The organism is Marinobacter sp. MA (assembly GCF_048298425.1).
GTDB lineage: Bacteria > Pseudomonadota > Gammaproteobacteria > Pseudomonadales > Oleiphilaceae > Marinobacter > Marinobacter salsuginis.
In genome coordinates this window covers 3,921,819-3,943,871 of sequence record NZ_CP103058.1, presented here as the reverse complement: position 1 = coordinate 3,943,871, position 22,053 = coordinate 3,921,819, and the positions used below count along the sequence as shown (strand labels likewise).

Sequence of the window (22,053 nt, the reverse complement as noted above, 5' to 3'; positions counted from 1 at the left end):
ACACTGTGTAATGGTATAGCCGTTACGAACTTGGGCTAAACCTGGTGATGCTATCTTGACAGATCTGGTGCTGGAAAATCTCAGCGTTGGCACTTTGAGTAACGTGTCATTACGGGTCCCCGGTGGCGAGGTTGTCTGCGTGTCCGGGCCTTCGGGCAGCGGCAAGAGTCGTTTGCTCAGGGCTGTGGCAGACCTGGAACCCCATGATGGCAGGGTTTCTCTGGGTGATACCGGTCAGTTGGACGTTCCGGCACACCAGTGGCGAAGTCGGGTTGTCATGGTTCCGGCAGACAGTCAATGGTGGTTTGATGACGTGGGTGGTCACTTTCCCGATGAGGCGAAGGCAGGATTGCCGTCAGCGCTGAGTTTTACTCCAGAGGTCATGGGCTGGTCGGTGAGTCGGCTGTCCTCCGGAGAACGGCAGCGGCTTGCACTCTGGCGTGCCCTGGCCCTTGAACCAGAGGCTCTGCTGTTGGACGAACCTACCGCCAATCTGGACAACGACAGCACCGAAGCCCTTGAAACCTGGCTGCTTGACGAGATCCGGAGGCGGCAGATTGCTGTGCTCTGGGTCGCCCATGACCCGGCGCAGATCCATCGGGTGGCGAATGCCCACTACCGGATTCATGGCACCACGCTGGAGCGCGTCGATGGAGGTCATTGATCTCGCCTGGTGGAAGCTGGGGCTCGCGGCCCTGTTGGTTCTGGCGCTGGCCGGCACCGGGTATCTGGCCCGACTCGGCATTACCCGAAGCCTGCTGATTGCGGCCCTGCGCACGATCATTCAGCTGGCCCTGATCGGGCTGGTGCTGGAGGCCCTGTTCGCGTCCTCTGCGTTCTACTGGATTGCCCTGCTGGCACTGATCATGCTCCTGGTTGCAGGCCGTGAGGTTGTCGCGCGCCAGGGGCGCCGGCTTCGGGGCTGGTGGGCATTCAGTATTGGCACGGGGGCGATGTTTGTGTCGTCCTTTGCGGTTACCGTTCTGGCCCTGACAGTGGTCATCGGCCCTGAGCCCTGGTACGCCCCGCAATACGCTATTCCGCTCCTGGGCATGATGCTCGGTAACACCATGACCGGCGTCAGTCTCGCGCTGGACCGTCTGAATGAATCGGTCTGGCGGCAGCGGGCGGTTATCGAAAACCGGCTAATGCTGGGCCAAACCTCGCAGCAGGCGCTGGAGGATATCCGTCGGGACGCCATGCGCAGCGGTATGATGCCTTCCATCAACGCGATGGCCGCCGCTGGTATTGTCAGTCTTCCGGGTATGATGACTGGCCAGATTCTTGCGGGTAGCCCGCCGGCGGTGGCGGTCAAATACCAGATTCTGGTGATGCTGATTATTACCGTCGGCACCGGTTTCGGTGCGCTGATGGCGGTTTCGTGGGGTGGTCGAAGACTGTTCGATGAGCGGGAGCGCTTGCGGCTGGATCGATTGGTGAAACCGCAGCCTTACGTCAACAAAACACCAAAGTAGCATGGGCGAAGCAAGTCTCCCGGGGCTAGGCTTGGTCCATCGCGTGGAAGAAGACAACAACAATGATCGACCTGCTAAGACGTTATCCCTTGCCGGTGATTGTGCTGGCCCAGCTTTTTGGCACCTCGCTCTGGTTCAGTATCAACGGTGTCTGGCTGTCGCTGTCCGCGGAACTGGGCCTGTCGGAAACCGATCTGGGACGGCTGACGCTGGCGGTGCAGGCCGGGTTTATCGCCGGTACCCTGACCATTGCAGTGACCGGTCTGGCTGACCGGTTCGGCGCCAGCCGTATCTTTGCGCTGTCGAGTCTGGTTGGTGCATTGGTTAATGGCGGATTTATTTTCGCAGCCGGAGCACCGCCGCTCGATTTTCTTCTGCGGTTTGCCACGGGTCTGTGTCTGGCTGGAATCTACCCGCTGGGCATGAAAATGGTGATCGCCTGGACCCCGAAATACGCCGGCGCTGCCCTGGCCTGGCTAGTGGGCATGCTCACCCTCGGCACGGCCTTGCCACACTTGATGCGAGGAGCAACTCTGGGCATGCCCTGGGAGTGGCCGTTGATGGCGGCCTCCTGCCTAGCAGTGGCTGGGGGCCTTCTGGTGTATCTGTTGGGGGACGGCCCGCACTTGCCCAAAAGCAGCGGGCGTTTGCCTCTGAGCCAGGGGCTGGCGGCGCTGCGTATCCCCAGATTCCGGTCCGTGGCCGGAGGTTACTTCGGCCATATGTGGGAGCTCTATGCATTCTGGACACTCACGCCGCTGCTCATCGGTCGGGAGCTGCAGCGATTAGGTCAGAGTGACGCGCTCATTCCCTGGTTGTCGTTTGCCGTTATCGGGATTGGCGCGGCGGGCTGTGTCGGTGGCGGCAGGCTCAGTCGCACCCTGGGCAGCGAGTGGGTAGCCCGCCGAGCACTGATGATTTCCGGTGCTTTCTGTCTTGTGTATCCCTGGCTGAATGGGCTCCCGCCGGACGTGTTGATTATGTTGCTGATTGTCTGGGGTGTTGCTGTAGTGGCAGACTCCCCTCAGTTTTCCGCGCTGGCCTCGGCAGCGGCACCCAGGGAATCAGTGGGCTCCTCGCTGGCGGTGATGAATGCGGTCGGGTTTGGGCTGACTCTTCCGGCCATCTGGCTGACCAGTGGCTTATGGGGGCAGCTGGATGTCTGGGTGGTTCTGCTTCTGTTCCCGGGGCCGGTGCTTGGGTTGTGGTCACTGTCCAGGGCCCGGCCTGAGGTTCAGCCCGGCTAATGGTTGTGAGCATGACGAAGTCCGAGAAACCTGGCGCACGGGTTCTTTTGCTGTCCGGCTACGATGCCGCCAGTCACCGCCGCTGGCGCGAGCACCTGGCGGCCCTGTTACCCGAGTTCCATTGGCACACACTGGCACTGCCTCCCAGATTCTTCCGCTGGCGCATCCGCGGCAACCCGCTGAGCTGGCTGAAGGAGCCACTCCTGCAGGAACCCTGGGATCTGATAGTCGCCACATCCATGGTGGATCTGGCTACCCTGCGGGGTCTGAACCCGCGCCTCGTCCGCACGCCCTGCCTGCTGTACATGCACGAAAACCAGTTTGCGTTCCCGATCTCCAGCGGCCAGAACGCCAGTGCCGATCCGCAAATGGTCAACCTCTACAGCGCCCTCTGTGCCGACTGCGTGGTCTTCAACAGTGGCTGGAATCGGGACAGTTTTCTGGCCGGAGCCCGGGCGTTCCTTCAGAAACTGCCCGATGAGGTACCGGAAGGCCTGATCGAAACCTTGCGCGACCGGTCCCGTGTCATCCCGGTTCCGATTGAGGATCGGTTGTTTTTCGAGCGCCCGCCACTTTCGGGCCGGGCCTGTCCGCATCTGCTCTGGAACCATCGGTGGGAATACGACAAGGGGCCTGATCGGCTGCTGAATTTGCTGCAGGTACTGGAACAACGCTCGGTGCCTTTCCGGCTGAGCGTGGTAGGGGAGCGGTTTCGCAGCTATCCAGAGGCATTTGACCGGATTCGTGAACAGTTCAGTCATCGAATCGAACACTGGGGCTTCCTGGACAGCCGTGACGACTACGATCATTTGCTGCGTCAGGCGGACCTGGTCGTCTCCACGGCACTTCACGATTTCCAGGGGCTGGCGATGCTGGAGGCCATGGCCTCAGGTTGCGTTCCGCTAGCCCCCAATCGACTGGCCTATCAGGAATATGTCCCGGAGCAGTGTCGTTATGTTAGCCATGAACAGGATGCCAGGCGAGAGGCGGAAGCAGCCGCCGACTGCCTCGAAGCACTGCTCAAAACAGACGTGCCAGCCTGTCCGCCCGAGGGTTGGCGGGCATCAAGACTGGCTGGAGACTACCAGACTTTGTTTGATGAGCTGATTAAAACCTGAGCAGGCAAGCCCTGATCCTGTTTCTGCTCCAAACCTGTCTCAGATCAAACCCGTCCTCTTGCGGTTGTCACCGTCGATACTAGACTCAGAACTGTCTGTCGGCCTCACCACAGGGAGTCGTGGCCATGGAGTTCCATACCCTCGACGGCAATGAAGCGGTGTCCTTGGTGGCTTATCGCCTGAGCGAGACCATTGCCATCTATCCGATTACGCCCGCCTCGGTGATGGGCGAACACGCTGATGACTGGGCGGCCCTGGGCAAACCCAATCTCTGGGGGCAGGTGCCCAGCGTGGTGGAAATGCAGTCCGAGGCCGGTGCCGCCGGGGCCATGCACGGGGCGCTGCAGGCCGGCTCCCTGGTGACCACCTTTACCGCGTCCCAGGGCCTGCTGTTGATGCTGCCCAATCTGTACAAGATTGCCGGTGAACTGTCGCCCTTCTGCATGCATATTGCCGCACGCAGCATCGCCACCCATGCCCTGTCGATCTTCTGCGATCATTCCGATGTGATGAGTTCCCGCGGTACCGGGTTTGCCCTCTTGGCGTCCGGTTCGGTCCAGGAAGCCCAGGATATGGCGGCGATCGGCCACGCCGTCACTCTGGAAAGCCGTGTCCCGGTGATGCACTTTTTCGACGGCTTCCGTACCTCCCATGAGATTTCCAAGATCGCCGCCCTGAGCGATGACGATCTGAGGGCTCTGGTACCCCATGAAGGACTGGAGGCACACCGGAGCCGCCGAATGACGCCGGACCGGCCGGTGGTTCGGGGCACATCCCAGAACCCCGACGCCTTCTTCCAGGCCCGGGAGGCCATCAACCCGTTCTATCAGGCATTTCCGGACAAGCTGGAAGCCGTGATGGACCGGTTTGCCGGTATTACCGGCCGTCAGTACCGGTTGTTTGATTATGTCGGCCACCCCGACGCTGACCGTGTGATTATCCTTATGGGATCCGGCGCCGAATGCGCCCACGAGACGGTCGAATGGCTGCTGGAGCAGGGCGAGAAAGTCGGTGTGCTCAAGGTGCGCCTGTTCCGGCCCTTTGCGACCGACCGTTTCCTGAATGCTCTGCCGGACACCGTCGAGCACTTGGCCGTGCTGGACCGAACCAAGGAACCCGGTGCCCAGGGCGAGCCACTGCTGTTGGAAGTCAGTGGCGCCCTGATGGAAGCCTGGAGCCGGGGCGAGCGCAAGGTGCTGCCCCGGGTGATCGGCGGTCGCTATGGTCTGTCTTCCCGGGAATTCACTCCGGCCATGGTGTGCGCCATTTTTGACGAACTGAAGGCCGAGGCGCCAAAAACCCGATTTACCGTGGGCGTGCGGGACGATGTCAGCCATCTTTCGCTGAACGTGGACAGTGAGCTGGATATCGAGTCTCCGAAAACCCGTCGGGCCCTGTTCTTCGGTCTCGGCGCCGATGGCACTGTCAGCAGTAACAAAGCCAGCATCAAGATTCTGGGCGAGGGCACGGACCTCTTCGCCCAGGGCCATTTCGTCTATGATTCCAAGAAAAGCGGCGCGACCACGGTATCCCACCTGCGATTCGGCCCGTTGCCCATCCGCTCCAGCTACCAGATCAACAAGGCCCAGTTTGTGGCCATTCATGCGCCCCAGTTCCTGGAACGGTTTGAAGTGCTGGAACACGCCGCCGAGGGCGCAACGGTGCTGCTGAACGTGCCCTGGCCAGAAAACGAGGTCTGGGATCGGCTCTCGGTGGAGGTTCAGCGTGTGCTGGTCGAGCGCAAGGCCCGCCTGTATGTGATCGATGCCGCCGAGGTGGCAGAAAAAGCGGGACTGGAGCGGCGGATCAACACGGTGATGCAGGTCTGCTTCTTCGCCCTGGCGGATATCCTGCCCCGGGATGAGGCCATTGCCCAGATCAAGGAGTCCATCCGCAAGACCTGGGGCCGGCGCGGTCCCGAAGTGGTGCGCCGAAATGTTGAGGCGGTGGACTCGGCACTGGACAACCTGCATGAAGTAATGGTGCCGGATGAGGTAACGGCCACCCGCAACCGACCACCGAGAGTGCCAGAGGGTGCGCCGGACTTTGTGCAGAAAGTCACTCGCCTGCTACTGGAAGGGCAGGGGGACAAGCTGCCGGTCAGCGCCTTTCCTCCTGACGGAACCTGGCCAACCGGCACCAGCCAGTACGAGAAGCGAACCATCGCCCTGGAAATTCCGATCTGGGAGTCCGACCTCTGCGTTCAGTGCAACTTCTGCGCAATGATCTGCCCGCACACCGCGATCACCAGCAAGGTGTTCGAGCCCGAGGCGGCCAAGGGGGCCCCCGAGAGCTTCGAAGCCGTGCCGGAAACCCAGACCTCTGAACTGGAAGGCCTGGATTACCGGATTCAGGTGGCGCCGGATGACTGCACCGGTTGTGGTCTGTGCGTGGAAGTCTGTCCCGCCAAGGACCGGGCCCAGCCAAAGCGCAAAGCCATCAACATGCAGCCCATCGAGCAGCACCGTGAGGTGGAAGCGGAGAACCTGGCGTTCTTCCGGAGTATTCCGGATGTGCCCAGAGACCGCATCCCCCGCGACTTCAAAGCCCTGCCGCTGCTGATTCCGCTGTTCGAATACTCGGGCGCCTGTTCCGGTTGCGGTGAAACACCCTATATCCGTCTGCTGACTCAGCTAGTGGGCGATCGGCTGCTGATTGCAAACGCCACCGGTTGTTCCTCGATCTACGGTGGCAATCTGCCCACCACGCCCTACACGGTGAATGCTGACGGCCGGGGGCCCACCTGGAACAATTCGTTGTTTGAAGACGCGGCGGAACTGGGTCTGGGCATGCGCCTGGGGCTGGACAAGCTTGCCGGCCGGGCCCGGCAGTTGCTGGACGCAGTGCAGGGTCAGTTGCCCGGGGGGCTTTATGCGGACCTGACCTCTCCCTGCATGACAATCGATGAAGCCGCCATGGCGTCCCGGCGCGCAGCCATCGAGCAGCTCCGTAGCTGGCTGACGGACCAGGAGGGACCGGAGGCCCGGGAACTCGACAGCCTGGCCGACGAGCTCTGCCCGAAGAGCGTCTGGGTGATTGGCGGTGACGGCTGGGCCTACGATATTGGCTATGGCGGCCTGGACCACGCCCTGGCCTCGGGCCAGAACCTGAAATTGCTGGTGCTCGACACCGAGGTCTATTCCAACACCGGCGGGCAGCAGTCCAAGGCCACGCCCATGGGTGCCATTGCCAAGTTTGCCGCCGCCGGCAAGGCGACCCGCAAGAAGGACCTGGGCCTGCTGGCCATGAGCTACGGCCATGTCTACGTGGCCCAGATCGCCATGCAGTCCCACAGTAACCACACCACCAAGGCCCTGCAGGAAGCCGAGAGCTTCGAGGGCCCGGCACTGATCATTGCCCACAGCCCCTGCATTGCCCACGGCTACGATCTGGTGCACTCGCCGTCACACCAGAAGCGGGCAGTGGACAGCTGGGCCTGGCCGTTGTACCGGTTTGATCCCCGTCGCACCCACGAGGGGCTGCCGCCACTGCAACTGGATTCCCCGCGCCAGAAAATCACCATGAAAGCCTACATGCAGGAAGAGGCCCGTTTCCGGATGCTGGAGCTGAGGGATCCCCAACGCTACGAACAGCTGGTGGCTGCGGCGTCGGAGGCGGCCACCGAACAGCGCGAGCTCTACAAACAGCTGGCCGGGATCCACTTTGAGCCCCACGAAGCTTCCGGCGCAGATAACCAAGAGGGTGAACGTCATGACTGACCTGGCAACCCGTTGGCTGGGCCTCGAACTCCGCTCGCCCCTGGTGGTAGGCGCCAGTCCGCTGACCGACGACCTGGATGCACTGAAGGCCTGCGTCAAGGCCGGTGCCGGTGCGGTTGTCATGCACTCGCTGTTCGAGGAGCAACTGGTCGAGGAGCAGATGGCGGCTCATCGATTTATCGATTCCCGGATCAATACGGACGCCGAAGCCCGCTCGTTTTTCCCGGAGTCGGAGCTTTTCGAAATGGGATCGGGCAGCTATCTCCAACGGCTGGAGCTGTTGCGCCGATCACTGGATGTGCCAGTGATTGCCTCGCTCAACGGCATTTCGACGGGAGGCTGGACCGGACACGCCCTTGAGCTGGAGGCCGCCGGTGCCCATGCCATTGAGCTCAACCTCTATGACCCGGCCACCGATCCCTCCGAGACAGCCGCCAGTCTGGAACAGCGCCAGTTGGCGGTGGTGCGCTCGGTGGCCGAACAGGTCACCATTCCCGTCAGCGTCAAACTGTCGCCGTTCTATTCGGCCTTGCCGGCCTTTGTCGCCGGTGTTGAAGCGGCAGGAGCCCGGGGACTGGTGTTGTTCAACCGCTTCTATCAGCCGGAGATGGACCTTGATGAGCTGGAATTGAGCCGGGAAGTGGTGCTGTCTTCCAGTGCCGAGCTGCCATTGCGGCTACACGCGTCGGCCATGCTTTATGGACAGACGTCCCTGGAGATGGCTATATCGGGTGGGGTTCACACCGGAGATGATGCGGCCAAGGCAATCCTGTCCGGTGCAGCCGCTGTTCAGGTGGTATCAGCGATCCTGGCGGACGGTCCCGATGCCCTGGGGCGAATACACCACGGTTTGAGCCGGCGCTTGTCCGATATGGGCTATCGTGATCTGGCCGAGGCGCGAGGTGCGCTGTCAATGGACAAGGCGCCCAACAGTCGCACCTGGGAGCGCCTCAACTATGCCCGCTTGCTGCACGGCTGGAAGTGACAGCCTAGAGGTTCTGTTCGGGGACTTCCCGGATCCGTCCATGCTCATCGATGGCGACATAGACAAACAGACCCTCGGTCACCTTGCGCGGGTTCTTGGCCGTCCGGTCCAGGGTCCACACTTCCACGCTGATCTTCATGGAGCTGCGGCCAATATCGACAAGCTCGCAGTAGCAACCTACCTGTGATCCGACCCGCAACGGTGACAAAAACTCCATCCGATCCATAGCCACCGTGGCATTGCGACCCTGGGAAATACGCCCGGCCATGGTGGCGGCGGCGAGATCCATCTGTTTCACCAGCCATCCGGCGAAGACATCGCCATTGGCATTGGTATCGGCGGGGAGAGGAATGACCTGGAGGGTAAGATCACCACGGGGCGTGGGTTTGTCGTCGTCTAACGCTGTCATAGTACTGCCTTCTTGCGAGCCTGGAATTGTTTTACCCCGCATGGTAACGGGCTGGAGCGCCGCTGCAAGCAAATTTGAACATTCCCGACTATATTTCAGGGGCTGTAACAAAGTTGTCATAGAGTGTCATTAGTCTGCACCCATCGGTAAAGCACATCCGACACAACGTCCAAAACCGAATAATGGAGACTTGACGTGATGAAACTGAACAAAGCACTCGCAACTGTAGCGCTGGCAGGCTCTGTAGCCGCCGTGTCTGCACCGGCCATGGCCCGTGACACTATCAGCATCGTGGGTTCCTCTACCGTTTATCCGTTCGCTACCGTTGTTGCCGAGCGTTTCGGCACCAAGACCGACTTCAGCACACCCAAGCTGGAATCCACCGGTTCTGGCGGCGGTCTCAAGCTGTTCTGTCAGGGCATCGGCACCCAGCACCCGGACATCACCAACGCTTCACGCCGCATGAAGACGTCCGAGTTCGAGCTGTGCCAGAGCAACGGTGTAACGGACATCACTGAATTCCGCATCGGTTCTGACGGCATCGTGATCGCCAGCTCCAAGGAAGCCGAGAACCTGGACATCACCCTGGAGCAGCTGTTCCTGGCGCTGGGTTCCAAGGTTCCCGTTAACGGCGAGTGGGTTGCCAACCCGAACAAGAACTGGAGCGACGTTGATTCCAGTCTGCCAAACAAGCCGATCCGTGTGATGGGTCCTCCCCCGACTTCCGGTACCCGTGACTCGTTTAACGAGCTGGCCCTGGCTGCTGGTTGCGATGAGCTGCCGGAAGCCGCCAACCTGAGCAAGGACGAGCACGCTTCCATCTGTGAAAGCGTTCGTGAAGACGGTGCCTTCATTGAGGCCGGCGAGAACGACAACCTGATCGTTCAGAAGCTGATTGGCGACACTGGCATGTACGGCGTATTTGGTTACAGCTTCCTGGAAGAAAATGCTGACCGTCTCCAGGCCGCTACTTTGAATGGCATGGTTCCGACTGCAGAAGGCATCGCCGCTGACGAATACCCGGTTGCCCGTTCCCTGTTCTTCTACGTGAAGAAGGCACACGTTGGTGTGGTTCCGGGCATCGCAGAGTACGTAAGTGAGTTCACCAGCAACGCGGCCATGGGTCAAAACGGTTACCTGAAGGATGTTGGTCTGATCGTTCCGCCCCGCGCTGCGCTGATGGATCTGATGGAAAAGGCAGAGAACATGCCGAACCTGACCCTGGACGAGCTCAAGTAAGTCAGAGGTCTAGAGAAAACAGAGGTGTGGATCCCGAATGGGGTCCGCACCTTTTGCACGTTTGGACGATCCGATGCCAGCGTTCGGTTGAATCTGTACACTGTGCATCTATTTGAAGTCGATAACAGGAATTTTCATGCAACCGGCTAATCTTCTCTTACTGACCCTGGTGCTGGCGATCGTGGCCTATTGGCTCGGTTACGCCCGCTCCCGGTCACTGGCGATGCCGCTGGGTGGGATCCGTCACCTGAAATCCCTACCTTTTTACTACGGGGCCCGCGCGGCGTTGTGGAGTGGTATTCCCGCTCTGATCGTGCTCGGTTTGTGGGCGGCCTTTCAAGGCAAAGTCATTCAGCTGATTGTGATTGGTGGCCTGCCGGACGGGATGATGCCGGCGACCGAGGGTGAAGCGAGTCTGCTGCTGAGTAAAATCAGTAACGTTGCCAGCGGTTCCTTGCCCCCGGGTTTTGTGGAGGCGCCTATTGCCGAGGCCGCAGAGCGTTTGCAGGCGTTGCGGACGCAGAGCCGGTTCCTGATGTCTGCGCTGGTCATCTCGGTTGCTGTGTTGGCGGGTTTCCTTGGCTGGCTGAGAATCCGGCCACGCCTGAACGCCCGTGCCCAGGTTGAATCCATTCTCAAATGGGTGTTTTTTGCCTGCGCGGCATTGGCGATCCTGACCACCATTGGAATCATCTTCTCGGTGGCGTTCGAGACGTTCCGATTCTTCGGTAAGGTGCCGTTTACCGAATTCTTCTTTGGTAGCCACTGGAGTCCCCAGACCGCCCTCCGAGCTGATCAGGTGGCGTCCCAGGGCGCCTTTGGCATGATCCCCCTGTTCACCGGCACCTTGTTGATCTCCGCCATCGCCATGATCGTGGCGGTGCCGGTTGGACTGCTTTCGGCGATTTATCTGTCCGAGTACGCCGGCAAGAAGGTTCGTGGCGTGGTCAAGCCTTTGCTGGAAATGCTGGCGGGTATCCCGACCGTGGTTTACGGCTTCTTTGCCGCCTTGACCGTGGCACCGTTTATCAGTGACGTTGCCGCCTCCATTGGTATCGAAGCTTCGTCCCAGAGCGCCCTCGCCGCAGGCGCCGTGATGGGCATTATGATTATTCCGTTCGTTTCGTCCCTGTCGGATGACGTCATCAATGCGGTGCCCCAGGCCATGAGGGATGGTTCCCTCGCGCTGGGCGCAACGCAGTCGGAAACCATGAAGAAGGTGATCTTCCCTGCCGCACTTCCGGGCATCATGGGTGGCATTCTGCTGGCAGTCTCCCGGGCCATCGGCGAGACCATGATTGTGGTCATGGCGGCAGGACTGGCGGCCAACCTGACCGCCAATCCGCTGGAAACAGTCACCACCGTTACTGTCCAGATCGTGACCCTGCTCACCGGTGACCAGGAATTCGACAGCGCCAAGACGCTGGCTGCCTTCGCATTGGGCGCCATGCTCTTCCTGGCAACCCTGTTGCTCAACGTCATTGCACTGAAAATCGTACGCAAATATCGGGAACAGTATGACTGACCAACGTTCACAGGCGGAGATTGTCCGCCAGTCGCTCAAGCGCCGCTACCGTAAGGAACGCCGTTTTCGGGCCTACGGCATCATGGCCATCGCCATTGCCCTGGGAGCCCTGCTAATCCTGTTCACCGATATCATCGGCAAGGGTTATACCGGCTTCGTCAAAACCACCATCACCATGGATGTCAATCTGGATGGTGAAATGATGTACCTGGATGATCCCACGGACGAGCGTCAGATCAAGATGGCCGATTTTGTCGAGCCGCTGGTTCAGGCGTTGATCAAGGAGATACCCGGTGCAACGGAGGATGACCGGAAAAACGTTCGCGAACTGATCAACCCCTACGCCTCGGTGACGCTCCGGGATGCACTGAAGGCCAATCCGGAATGGCTGGGTACCACCCAGTCCATGACATTCCTCACGCACACCGACGTGGATGTCTACGTGAAGCACGCAGGGGATGACGCCTACTCGATCAAACTGAATGATCAGCAAAAAGCCTGGGTGGATGAGCTTTTGGAGCGGGATGTCATCGAAACATCGTTCAATGATGTGTTTTTCAGTGGTGGCGATTCCCGTGATCCATCCAAGGCCGGTATTCTTGGGGCTATCGTTGGTTCGTTGCTTACGATGTTTGTCACCCTGATTCTGTCGTTTCCGATTGGTGTGGCCGCTGCGATCTATCTCGAGGAGTTTGCACCCCAGAACAAGTTCACCGACTTTATTGAGGTCAATATCAATAACCTGGCGGCGGTGCCCTCCATTATCTTCGGTTTGCTTGGTCTGGCGGTGTTCATCAACCTCTTTGGTATGCCGCGCTCGGTTCCAGTGGTTGGTGGTCTGGTACTGACACTGATGACTCTGCCAACCATCATCATCTCCAGCCGGGCCGCAATTAAAAGCGTGCCGCCTTCGATCCGCGAGGCCGCTGAGGGGATCGGCGCCTCCAAGATGCAGGTGGTTCTGCACCATGTTCTGCCGCTGGCCATGCCTGGCATGCTCACAGGTTCCATCATCGGGATGGCCCAGGCACTGGGTGAAACCGCGCCGTTGCTGCTGATCGGTATGGTGGCGTTTATTGTGGATGTGCCCGACGGCTTCTTTGATTCGGCCACGGTGCTGCCGGTACAAGTCTTCCTGTGGGCCGGCAGCCCTGAACTGGCCTTTATTGAACGTGCGTCGGCAGCCATTATGGTGCTGTTGACCTTCCTGATCAGCATGAATGCATTGGCCATCTGGATGCGCAAACGTCTCGAGCGCCGGTGGTAAGGAGAATCAAGATGAATACCGTGAACACAACCATTGCCAGTGAAGTTTCCCAACCGGACGAGGTCGCCGTGCCTGTTCAGGAATCAAAGCCCGCTGAAACCGTGATTGAAGAGGGCAAAACCGTTGGTAAGCCGTTCGCCGATGATCCGAAGTTCAAGCTTCGCGATGTCGACGTGTTCTACGGCGATACCCGTGCTATCAAGAAAATCAGCCTGGATATTGCCCGCAACGAAGTTATTGCCTTTATCGGGCCATCCGGTTGCGGTAAGTCCACCTTCCTGCGTTGCCTGAATCGCATGAACGACAGTATTGATATCTGCCGTGTGAAGGGTTCCCTGCATCTGGACGATCACGACATCTATGATCCCAAACGGGATGTCGTTGAATTGCGGGCCCGGGTCGGAATGGTTTTCCAGAAGCCCAACCCGTTCCCCAAGTCCATCTACGACAACGTGGCTTACGGCCCGCGCATCCACGGTTTGGCCAATCGCAAATCCGACCTGGATGAAATCGTGGAAAATAGCCTGCGTAAGGCCGGTCTCTGGGATGAGGTCAAGGACCGCCTGGACGCCAATGCAACCGGCATGTCCGGTGGTCAGCAGCAGCGTCTGTGTATTGCCCGCGCCATTGCTGTCAGCCCGGAAGTGGTGCTGATGGATGAGCCCTGCTCGGCGCTGGACCCTATTGCCACGGCGAAAGTGGAAGAACTGATTGCCGAACTGTCCGAGAGTTACACGATTGTTATCGTCACCCACTCGATGCAGCAGGCGGCCCGGGTATCCCACCGTACGGCCTATTTCCATCTGGGGCATTTGGTGGAAGTGAATGAGACCAACAAGGTATTCACCTCGCCGGAACATGAACTGACTGAGTCCTACATCACCGGCCGTTTCGGCTGATTCCGGACCTGAGGAATTTTGGAGAAGAACAGTATGCCTACTAAGAAGGACGACGTTTACGGGGATCACATTTCCCACAAGTTCAATGACGAACTGATGGAGCTCAAGACCGAGTTCCTGAAAATGGGCGGCATGGTAGAAGCCCAGGTCGAGAATGCCATTCAGGCATTGGTGGATGGTGACGGTCACATGGCCGACGAAATCCGCGCCAACGACAAGAAAGTCGACAAAATGGAAGTGGAGATCGACGAGGAAGCCACCCTGATCATCGCCCGTCGGCAGCCGACGGCACGGGACCTGCGTCTGGTGATCTCGGTCATCAAGATGGTTGCCGATCTCGAGCGCGTTGGCGATGAGGCCAAGAAGATCGCCAAGCTGGCCATCAAGCTGCAGGAAGAAGGCCAGGCGCCGCGCGGCTACGTGGAAGTGCGCCACATCGGCACCCACGTGCTCAGCATGCTGCACGATGCCCTTGACGCCTTTGCTCGCCTGGATTCTGAGCAGGCCCTGCGGATCATGAAGGAAGACAAGCGCGTTGACGAGGAATATCAGGCTGCGGCCCGCACCTTGCTGACGTTCATGATGGAAGATACCCGCAACATTTCACGGTGCATGTCCGTGATGTGGGTGCTCCGTGCCCTGGAGCGGGTAGGTGACCACGCGTGCAACATCGCCGAGAACGTGATTTTCATGGTCAAAGGCGAGGACGTTCGTCATACGCCTGTGGAGGAAGCTGAGAAAGTCGTCGGCCGCTGATTTTTTGCTTGGGAGGAAGCAAGCGGGCTGGTAGTGCTGTTTGGGACACGCTCAAGGCATCCATGCGCGCTTAGCTTTCGCCATCCCTGGCGAAAGATAGTCCCAAACAGCACTACCAGCCCACTCGCCCGAAGCTGGGTGCTGCTCTCCAGTTCGCTTCAATTATCTTTGGTGTTTGCTTGCAGGCGTAGTGAGAGTCTGGCCGGACGGCGTGTGGTGGGGCTTTCCGGGACTGTCTTTCGCCAAGGATGGCGAAAGTCAAGCGACCAGGGACGGCTCGAGCGGGTCACGGAAAGCCCCACCACATGCCGTCCCTCCACCCAAGTCTAAAAAAATCAGGCCTGCTTCATTTTGTCGGTATACGGCGGCCAGCCCAGCGGCTTTCCGGCAAGAACGTGCAGATGGATGTGGAAAACCGTCTGCCCGGAGTTTTCCCCGCAGTTCATGACAACCCGGTAGCCGTCGTCGGCAAACCCCTTCTCCTTGGCAATCTTCGCCGCCACCAGATACAGATGCCCCACCAACTCCCTATCGTCTTCGGTGATGTCGTTGATCGTGGCAATGGCCTTTTTCGGGATGACCAGGAAATGCACCGGCGCCTGAGGGTTGATGTCACTGAACGCCAGGGCGAGGTCGTCTTCGTAGAGAATGTCTGCGGGAATTTCCCGGTTGATGATCTTGGTGAAAATCGTCTCTGACATGGTGGCTCCTTCTGGATTTTCCTTGGGATTGTTGTTCGGTGTTAAAGCTGATTCAGGCCCGGAATTCGGGATGTTATCTGCCTGACTACGGCCGGCAGTTCCTCGTCGATGCCCATGGCGTAACGGGCCACGCGGTTGCGGGCGAAGGGCAGGGCGCGGGCGGCGCCCAGGCCGAGGTTGCGCAGCAGATGGACCGGCGGAATCCGGTTGCTGAACAGATGGTAGAACAGATCCATGGTCAGCATCATTCGGCGGTTCGCCGGCCTGCGTTCTTGTTCATACAGGGTAAGCCACTTCGGGTCCGCCAGATCATCGCCGGCCCGCTTGGCTTCCTTGAGCGCGGATTGCAGGGATTGGGCATCCTGGAAGCCCAGGTTCACGCCCTGGCCGGCCAGGGGGTTGATGGTGTGGGCGGAATCGCCGGCCAGAACCACGCGCCCGGAATGGTATTGTTTGGCATGTTGCCGGGCGATGGGGAACGAGGCCTTGCTGTCGATGTGGGTCAGCAGTGGCAGGCTCGCGGGAAATGATGACTGGATTTCGCTCATCAGGGTGCTGTCGTCCAGCGATTTCAGGCGAGCGAGTTCCTCGGGTGAATCGTACCAGACCAGGGAACCCCAGCTTTCGCCGGGATGTTCCGGCCCGGCGCTGTGCAGGGGTAGGAAGGCCCGGGGTCCGGAAGGATGGAAGCCCTGCCAGGTAATGTCTTCAACCGGCCCCTGATAACGCACAGAGATGACCATTGCCTGCTGGTCATACTGGTTCCGGGTGGTCCCGATGCCGGCGAGGTCTCGGATTCGGGATTGGGCGCCATCGCAACCGACTACCAGACTTGCGAGTAGCTCGCGGCCATCGTCCAGAGTAACAGTCGCCGTATCACCGGACTGTGCGAGGGAGGCAACACCATGGCCGTGGAACAACGTCACATGGGGGCAAGCGTCGGCGGTTTGCCAGAGTGCCTGCTGGGTGACCGAGTTCTCGACGATGTGTCCCAGGTGGTGTGCGCCCAGTTCGGTGGCGTCGAATTGGACTTCGGCCAGTTTCCGGGGCACGAGATTCTGTAGCGGAAAGCGGGTTTCATCCCAGACGGCCAGTCGCTTGTAAGGCGTTGCGCGCATTCCAAGGATGTGGTCCCAGGCGCCGAGGCTCTGAAGATAGCGCTCGCTGCCGGCGCTAAGCGCAGAAACCCGGATGTCCGGGGCGGTGTCTGGACTAAAGGCGGGCGGCGGAGACCGATCAATGAGTGCAACACTGAAACCATTCTGGCCGAGGCCAGTGGCCAGTGCGGCACCGACCATACCGGCGCCAACTACCACAATATCAAAGGCTTGAGTCATATAGGTTTCCTGTCTGATGCCCCAAGTTTACGCGATGGCGGCAGCCAGACAAGAGACCGGGATCAAGCCGGCAGAAAAAGCCTCAATACCCGACCATGCCTGATACCCGCTGCTTGTCAGCCTCCTCTGGCCGGCGACGGCCTTTGACCAGCCAGGCGGGCTTCTGGGCCCCCGGTTTATTGAAGCCCTGGTTCAGTACCATCGGTTGCACAAGGTTAATAAAATCGGCAGTTTTCATGTGGACCGATTCGCTGTGGCTGCCAGCGGCAAAGGCCAGTTCCGGCTGTTCGGTCAGGGCTTCCGCGCAGTACACGGTCATACCGAACAGGTTGCCAAAGGGCGGCATGGCGCCCACTTCGCAATCCGGGAAGCGGTCTTTGAATTCCTGTTCGTCCGCAAGATCAATAAAGTCGGTGTCCAGAATACGGGATAGCCTGTCCCAGCGGATTCGCCAGGTCGCCGGCATCACCAGCATCGCCATTTTGCCATCAAGCTCGATGATGACCGTTTTAACGACGCGGTCGCCGGCGATTTTTACGTGGTGGGCCAGTTCCTGGGCGGTATACGCAGGAGGGTGAGAGAGGCACATGTACTCGACACCTGCCTCATCGAGGAATTCCTTCAACTGCTGTACCGGCATAGTGACAACCTCCTACCAGCAATGACAGCGTTCCGGAGCCCGTGTGGATCAGATTGCCTGGCCCCGATGGCTTGGCGGGGTCGCTAAACCCCGCCATTAATGGTCAGCTTAGTCGAGGTTACGCAGTTTGCGAGTAACCGGATGTATCAATGAGAAACCGATCGCGAATCTCAGTCGGATTTGATCATATGCACATCGCGCTGAGGGAACGGAATGCTGATGCCCTCGGCGTCGAACGCTTTCTTCACTTTCTCGTGCATGTCCCAGTAGAAGGGCCACAGATCAGCGGACTTGGTCCAGGCCCGAACCGTCAGGTCGACGGAGCTTTCGCCAAGGGCGCCCACCACGATGAGGGGTGCTGGGTCTTTCAGTGCCCGCTCGTCTTCTTCGATGAGGCGCTTGCAGACGGCCTTGGCCTTGTCGATGTCATCGCCGTAGCCAATGCCGAAGCTCATGTCGCAACGACGGGTTTCATAGGCGCTCAGGTTGGTCAGGCTGGCGTTGGCCAGTTGCCCATTCGGGATCACGATCCGGCGGTTATCGAAGGTATCGACAATGGTGTAAAGGATGGAGATTTCCCGGACGGAGCCAAGGTAGCCCTGAGCATCAATCGTATCGCCAACCTTGAAAGGCTTGAAGATAAGGATCAGCACGCCGCCAGCGAAATTGGCCAGGCTGCCCTGCAGCGCCAGGCCGACGGCCAGACCGGCAGCACCAATGATGGCAATGAACGATGTTGTGGCAATGCCAACCATGGAGGCGACAGAGATCAGCAGTAGAATCTTGAGAATTGCGCCGATCAGTCCGCAGAGAAACTTGTTCAGGGTGGGGTCTTTCTTGCCCAGCTTGTTGTCGAGAACTCCGACAAAGCGGTTGATCAGCCACATGCCCACGATCAATGTGACAATGGCCAGCACGACTTTTGGTGCGTAAGTCATCACCAGGGAGACGGCTTGATTCATGAGTTCCGAGGCGCCTCCCTCAGCGCCGAAGAGATCTTCCATAATGGACTCCTTGTTCGTTGGTATTTTTCATAAGTGTCGGATTAACGGACAAAATCCTGCAACAACGTGATTCGTCTACTTCTGTATATAGCAGACAAATGTCAGGGATGTGTGTCGCAGGAAAAAATGTTCAGTCAGTCGCTTACGCAATTGAGCGCTCGCTGGCCCACTCGAGAATGGTTTTCGGGCCCCCGCGGACCAGAATCCGGCCTTCCTTCTGGCTCAACTGGTAGTCGTACATGGGGTCGTAATAGTCCGTCAGCAGTGCCTCAATCCAGGCGTCATGGGCGCCAGTCTGTCCAGTGGTTTCCTGATGCAGCAGTGCCTCTTCCATCAGGCCTCGCAGTTGCTTGTGACGTTCACCGCCCAGGCGCTTGCGGATGCGGTCGATGGCGCTCAGCAGATAGTCCCGGAAGTTCAGCCAGCCCGCTTCGGTTCCGTCGCGGTTTACGTAATCTGCAAACATGCCCTCGACATAGTCCTCCCGGATGATGCCAATACGCTCTTCCATGGGTTGTTCGAGAATCAGTAGTGGCGACTCCGCCATGCGGTTTTTAAGGGATTCGGGCAGGGCGCATCGTCCCACCAGTCGGCTCTCATCTTCCAGATAGATCGGGCCGCCCTTGAAGTGATGGGCCTTGAGCATGGCCACGGCCAGCCGGTTCTCGAAATCGATCTGTGAAGGTTGGGGGGTCACCTGGCGCCCGAAACTGGAGCCCCGGTGGTTGGCCAGGCCTTCAAGATCCACGGGATTTGGCAGCTGTTGTAGAACCCGCGTCTTGCCGGTGCCGGTGCGACCACTGAGAATCCGGAATTCACCAGATTTGACCTGCGCTTCCAGGCTGTCAATCAGAAACCGGCGCAGCGCCTTGTAGCCGCCTTTGACCAGCGGGTAGTCAATGCCAGCGTCCCGTATCCACTGTTGGGTAAGCCGGGAACGCAGGCCGCCCCGGAAACAGAACAGATAACCTTCGGGATGCCGGGCAACAAAGCGCTTCCAGGCTTCGATGCGCTGGGCCTTGATGTCACCGGACACCAACTGATGGCCCAGCTCAATGGCCTTGTCCTGGCCTTTTTCCTTGTAACAGATGCCGACCCGGTGGCGCTCCTCATCGTTCATCAGGGGCGCGTTCTCCGTGTTCGGAAAGCTGCCACGGCTGAACTCCACCGGTGCCCGGACGTCCATCAGTGGTACGTCATTCAGGAACAGGGAAAGGTAGTCGTCGGTGTCGGGTCTGCTTGCCATTTCAGCGGTAAACCAGTTGTCAGATGGAGGCGGCAGTATAGCGGAAATGGGGGTTTTCTGCTTGTCGCGACCTGTTTCCCGTCCCTGTCATGGGTACAATGTCGCCTTCTTGAAACCTGAGGTTGGATAGCCCATGGCAGCCTACAGTCTGAATGCGCATCTTCGCAAAACGCTGGCCCGTGGCCGGGTTGCCGTGTCCCGTCCCGCTGGCTGTGAGCGCATCGCGCTTTATCTTTTTGACCCGACCGTTCTTGAGGGGCCCCTGTCCCACGAAGAAGCGCAGGCGGTGGTTGCCGAACCTGCCTACTGGTCGTTCTGCTGGGCCAGCGGTCAGGTGCTCGCCAGCTGGATTCTGGACAACCCCGGCTGGGTCGAGGGCAAGCGGGTTCTAGATTTTGGTTCCGGTTCCGGGATAGTGGCCGTGGCTGCGGCGATGGCTGGCGCCCGGGAAGCCATCGCCTGTGATATTGATCCGGCAGCGCTGGACGCAGCCAGTGCCAATGCGGCTCTTAACGGCGTTTCCATTGTCCTCTGCCAGGACTGGGCGGATCGCCCGGAGGAGCTGGATGTCGTGACAGCGGCGGATGTGCTCTACGATCCGGAAAACCGGCCGTTGCTCGGCGTTTTTCGAGAGGCGGCACACAGAGTGCTTCTGGCGGATTCACGAATGAAAGTGTTGGGTGACACTGCCTATCACAGGCAGACAACGATTGAGGCCCGGACCTGGCCGGATCTTCACGAATTCGAGGAGTTCAATAAGGTGCGAATCTACATGGCCGAAGGCGTCGGCAGATAATGGGAGAGCAGCAGGAAGCGTAGAAAAAATAAAGGGCAACCACCCGGTTACCCTTTCTCGGAACAGGTCGGCGCATCCGTGCGCATTGGGCAACAGCCGTGTTGCGAGATCCTTGAGCCACTCCGTGGTGCCGGCATCCGAGCCGGCTATCCGAATAGTTATCCCTTAAGCGAGGCGTCCTTGAGTCCCTGCCTCTCCCTGCATTCCGTGCCGGGGTGCATCCAGTGCGTCGTCCTTTTCCCTGTCGTCCTTGATGTAAACACTATACCAATTGAATTCTTACAAACGCGTGAACTCTGCACGGGGCGCAGGTGTTCTCAGCGAGGTCGTATCCAATAAAATATGGTTATCAAGGGGTTAGGTTTTTGCTAAGGGCGTATTCGCACCACTGCGCACGTGATATCACTGCAAGATCTCACGCCTTTGTAAGAAATCTCTTACAAAGATTCTGGCGAATTTCGCAAATCCGGTTTTCCCAGTTTTCGAACGCCCGGCCAGGGGAGGAGTCCCAGTGCGATGCCTGCGCCGTCGGCAGCGAGGTCTGCCAGAGAAAATTCGCGGTAGGGCAGATTTGCCTGGATGATTTCGATGCCCAGACCAAAGCCGAGGAGCGCCGGTACAAACCAGATTGCCCGCAGTTCCGGCCAGGCCAGACGGGTCAGGATGGTCAGCTCAAGGAAGGCGACCAAGTGGTTTATCTTGTCGCTTGAAGAGGAGGGAATGGGGTAAGGGTTGTCGGTTGTTGCAAGAAACCCGATGGCGAGCACGGAAATCACAAAGGCTGCCCGCCAAAGTGGGCGATACTGCAGTAGGCTGGTCACTTGTTGTTTCAGTGTATCCATCGCGGAAGTCCCTGAGTGCTCTCGGGCTGTGGGAATGTTGTCAACATGATATGCTTTGCGGCCCGTCATTGTCATGGAAGCGGAGGTCCTGCCAGCGATGCTCAAGGGTAATTTTTTTCGTGGACTGGGCTACCTGGGGGAAGGTTTCCGCCTGATTCGTCAGCCCGGTCTGCGGCTGTTCGTCATTATTCCACTGGTTATTAATATTCTGCTCTTCGGATTGCTCTTCTTCTTTATGGGAGAGCTTTTTGCCGGGCTGATTGCCGCCGCCATGGCCTGGCTGCCGGACTGGGCGTGGCTACAGGCGCTGGACTGGCTGTTCTGGATTCTTTACGGCGCAGTCATCGTGCTTATGCTCGCCTACGGCTTTGTGATTGTTGCCAACCTGATTGGCTCCCCTTTCTACGGCTATCTGGCCGAGCTGACGGAAAAGCACCTGACCGGTCAGGAAGTGAATACCGACGACAGCTGGGCGGCCATCATCAAGGATATTCCCCGTGCGCTCTGGCGTGAGGTTCAGAAAATCCTGTATTACCTGCCGAGGGCTATCGGCCTGATACCCGTCGTCAATCTGGTTGCGGCTGTTCTATGGTTTCTCTTCAACAGCTGGATGATGGCGCTGCAATACGTGGACTACCCGGCAGACAACCACAAGGTCAGTTTTCCCGTCCTGCGTCGGTTGCTTGGTGACACTCGGTTGTCCGCTTTTGGCTTTGGCCTGCCGGTGGCATTGGCCGCGATGGTGCCCGTGCTGAACCTGGTTGTGGTACCGGCGGCGGTGTGCGGGGCAACGGCTTACTGGGTGCGTGAGAACGGCGCCACAAGAACGTAATTGGTCTGGAGGTTTC

General features: G+C 59.2%; 20 protein-coding genes. 13 read left to right on the top strand and 7 right to left on the bottom strand.

Annotated features, from left to right (window positions below; translation table 11 throughout):
- Positions 1 to 55: 55 nt before the first annotated feature.
- From NUW46_RS18275 to NUW46_RS18250, 6 genes are all read left to right on the top strand, one after another.
- Positions 56 to 664, top strand: a complete 609-nt coding sequence (locus tag NUW46_RS18275; protein ID WP_418140879.1) for an ABC transporter ATP-binding protein — start codon at positions 56 to 58, stop codon at positions 662 to 664.
- Entirely contained in the window at positions 651 to 1,475 is an 825-nt protein-coding gene (locus NUW46_RS18270) for an ABC transporter permease (RefSeq protein WP_418140878.1), read from the top strand. Before NUW46_RS18275 ends, NUW46_RS18270 begins: the two co-directional genes overlap by 14 nt.
- 62 nt (positions 1,476 to 1,537) lie before the next feature.
- Complete coding sequence (locus tag NUW46_RS18265) at positions 1,538 to 2,722, top strand: MFS transporter (protein ID WP_418140877.1); 1,185 nt, start codon at positions 1,538 to 1,540, stop codon at positions 2,720 to 2,722.
- 11 nt (positions 2,723 to 2,733) lie between these two features.
- The gene (locus NUW46_RS18260) at positions 2,734 to 3,840 is read left to right on the top strand and encodes a tRNA-queuosine alpha-mannosyltransferase domain-containing protein (protein WP_418140876.1); all 1,107 of its coding nucleotides are present in this window, start codon (positions 2,734 to 2,736) and stop codon (positions 3,838 to 3,840) included.
- Between the two features lie 125 nt (positions 3,841 to 3,965).
- Positions 3,966 to 7,559, top strand: a complete 3,594-nt coding sequence (gene nifJ, locus NUW46_RS18255) for a pyruvate:ferredoxin (flavodoxin) oxidoreductase (protein ID WP_418140875.1) — start codon at positions 3,966 to 3,968, stop codon at positions 7,557 to 7,559.
- On the top strand, positions 7,552 to 8,544 hold the full coding sequence (locus tag NUW46_RS18250; protein ID WP_418140874.1) for a dihydroorotate dehydrogenase-like protein: 993 nt from the start codon (positions 7,552 to 7,554) through the stop codon (positions 8,542 to 8,544). The genes nifJ and NUW46_RS18250 overlap by 8 nt, the downstream gene beginning before the upstream one ends.
- Positions 8,545 to 8,548: 4 nt before the next feature.
- Here NUW46_RS18250 and NUW46_RS18245 read toward each other — a convergent pair whose 3' ends face one another.
- On the bottom strand, positions 8,549 to 8,953 hold the full coding sequence (locus tag NUW46_RS18245; RefSeq protein WP_069182183.1) for an acyl-CoA thioesterase: 405 nt from the start codon (positions 8,951 to 8,953) through the stop codon (positions 8,549 to 8,551).
- A 198-nt stretch (positions 8,954 to 9,151) separates the two neighbouring features.
- Here NUW46_RS18245 and NUW46_RS18240 point away from each other — a divergent pair, with 198 nt between their 5' ends.
- The 5 genes from NUW46_RS18240 to phoU all read left to right on the top strand — a co-directional run bounded on the left by NUW46_RS18240 (position 9,152) and on the right by phoU (position 14,639).
- Positions 9,152 to 10,192: a substrate-binding domain-containing protein gene (locus NUW46_RS18240; RefSeq protein WP_418140873.1), complete on the top strand. Its 1,041-nt coding sequence runs from the start codon at positions 9,152 to 9,154 to the stop codon at positions 10,190 to 10,192.
- Positions 10,193 to 10,328: 136 nt separating this feature from the next.
- Entirely contained in the window at positions 10,329 to 11,717 is a 1,389-nt protein-coding gene (gene pstC, locus NUW46_RS18235; protein ID WP_418140872.1) for a phosphate ABC transporter permease subunit PstC, read from the top strand.
- Entirely contained in the window at positions 11,710 to 12,984 is a 1,275-nt protein-coding gene (gene pstA / locus NUW46_RS18230; protein ID WP_222465548.1) for a phosphate ABC transporter permease PstA, read from the top strand. The genes pstC and pstA overlap by 8 nt, the downstream gene beginning before the upstream one ends.
- 11 nt (positions 12,985 to 12,995) lie before the next feature.
- Entirely contained in the window at positions 12,996 to 13,883 is an 888-nt protein-coding gene (pstB, locus tag NUW46_RS18225) for a phosphate ABC transporter ATP-binding protein PstB (RefSeq protein WP_222465547.1), read from the top strand.
- Positions 13,884 to 13,916: 33 nt separating this feature from the next.
- Positions 13,917 to 14,639, top strand: a complete 723-nt coding sequence (gene phoU, locus NUW46_RS18220) for a phosphate signaling complex protein PhoU (RefSeq protein WP_209399664.1) — start codon at positions 13,917 to 13,919, stop codon at positions 14,637 to 14,639.
- A 335-nt stretch (positions 14,640 to 14,974) separates the two neighbouring features.
- Here phoU and NUW46_RS18215 read toward each other — a convergent pair whose 3' ends face one another.
- From NUW46_RS18215 to mnmH, 5 genes are all read right to left on the bottom strand, one after another.
- Complete coding sequence (locus tag NUW46_RS18215) at positions 14,975 to 15,340, bottom strand: histidine triad nucleotide-binding protein (protein WP_069182177.1); 366 nt, start codon at positions 15,338 to 15,340, stop codon at positions 14,975 to 14,977.
- Between the two features lie 41 nt (positions 15,341 to 15,381).
- Positions 15,382 to 16,677, bottom strand: coding sequence for an FAD-dependent monooxygenase (locus NUW46_RS18210; protein ID WP_418140871.1), 1,296 nt, complete (start codon positions 16,675 to 16,677; stop codon positions 15,382 to 15,384).
- 82 nt (positions 16,678 to 16,759) lie between these two features.
- Complete coding sequence (locus NUW46_RS18205; protein WP_136629862.1) at positions 16,760 to 17,317, bottom strand: aminoacyl-tRNA deacylase; 558 nt, start codon at positions 17,315 to 17,317, stop codon at positions 16,760 to 16,762.
- Between the two features lie 170 nt (positions 17,318 to 17,487).
- Positions 17,488 to 18,321: a mechanosensitive ion channel family protein gene (locus NUW46_RS18200; protein WP_069182174.1), complete on the bottom strand. Its 834-nt coding sequence runs from the start codon at positions 18,319 to 18,321 to the stop codon at positions 17,488 to 17,490.
- Between the two features lie 142 nt (positions 18,322 to 18,463).
- Positions 18,464 to 19,567 carry a tRNA 2-selenouridine(34) synthase MnmH gene (gene mnmH / locus NUW46_RS18195; RefSeq protein WP_418140870.1) on the bottom strand — a complete coding sequence of 368 codons (1,104 nt, stop codon included), beginning with the start codon at positions 19,565 to 19,567 and terminating at the stop codon, positions 18,464 to 18,466.
- Positions 19,568 to 19,700: 133 nt separating this feature from the next.
- On the opposite strand from mnmH, the gene NUW46_RS18190 reads away from it, so the two are divergent.
- On the top strand, positions 19,701 to 20,363 hold the full coding sequence (locus tag NUW46_RS18190) for a class I SAM-dependent methyltransferase (RefSeq protein ID WP_418140869.1): 663 nt from the start codon (positions 19,701 to 19,703) through the stop codon (positions 20,361 to 20,363).
- A gap of 437 nt (positions 20,364 to 20,800) precedes the next feature.
- Here the strand turns inward: NUW46_RS18190 and NUW46_RS18185 are convergent, their stop codons facing one another.
- Positions 20,801 to 21,205, bottom strand: a complete 405-nt coding sequence (locus tag NUW46_RS18185) for a VanZ family protein (RefSeq protein ID WP_418140868.1) — start codon at positions 21,203 to 21,205, stop codon at positions 20,801 to 20,803.
- A 97-nt stretch (positions 21,206 to 21,302) separates the two neighbouring features.
- Between NUW46_RS18185 and cysZ the strand changes: the two genes are divergently transcribed.
- The gene (cysZ, locus tag NUW46_RS18180) at positions 21,303 to 22,037 is read left to right on the top strand and encodes a sulfate transporter CysZ (RefSeq protein WP_418142060.1); all 735 of its coding nucleotides are present in this window, start codon (positions 21,303 to 21,305) and stop codon (positions 22,035 to 22,037) included.
- Positions 22,038 to 22,053 lie beyond the last annotated feature (16 nt).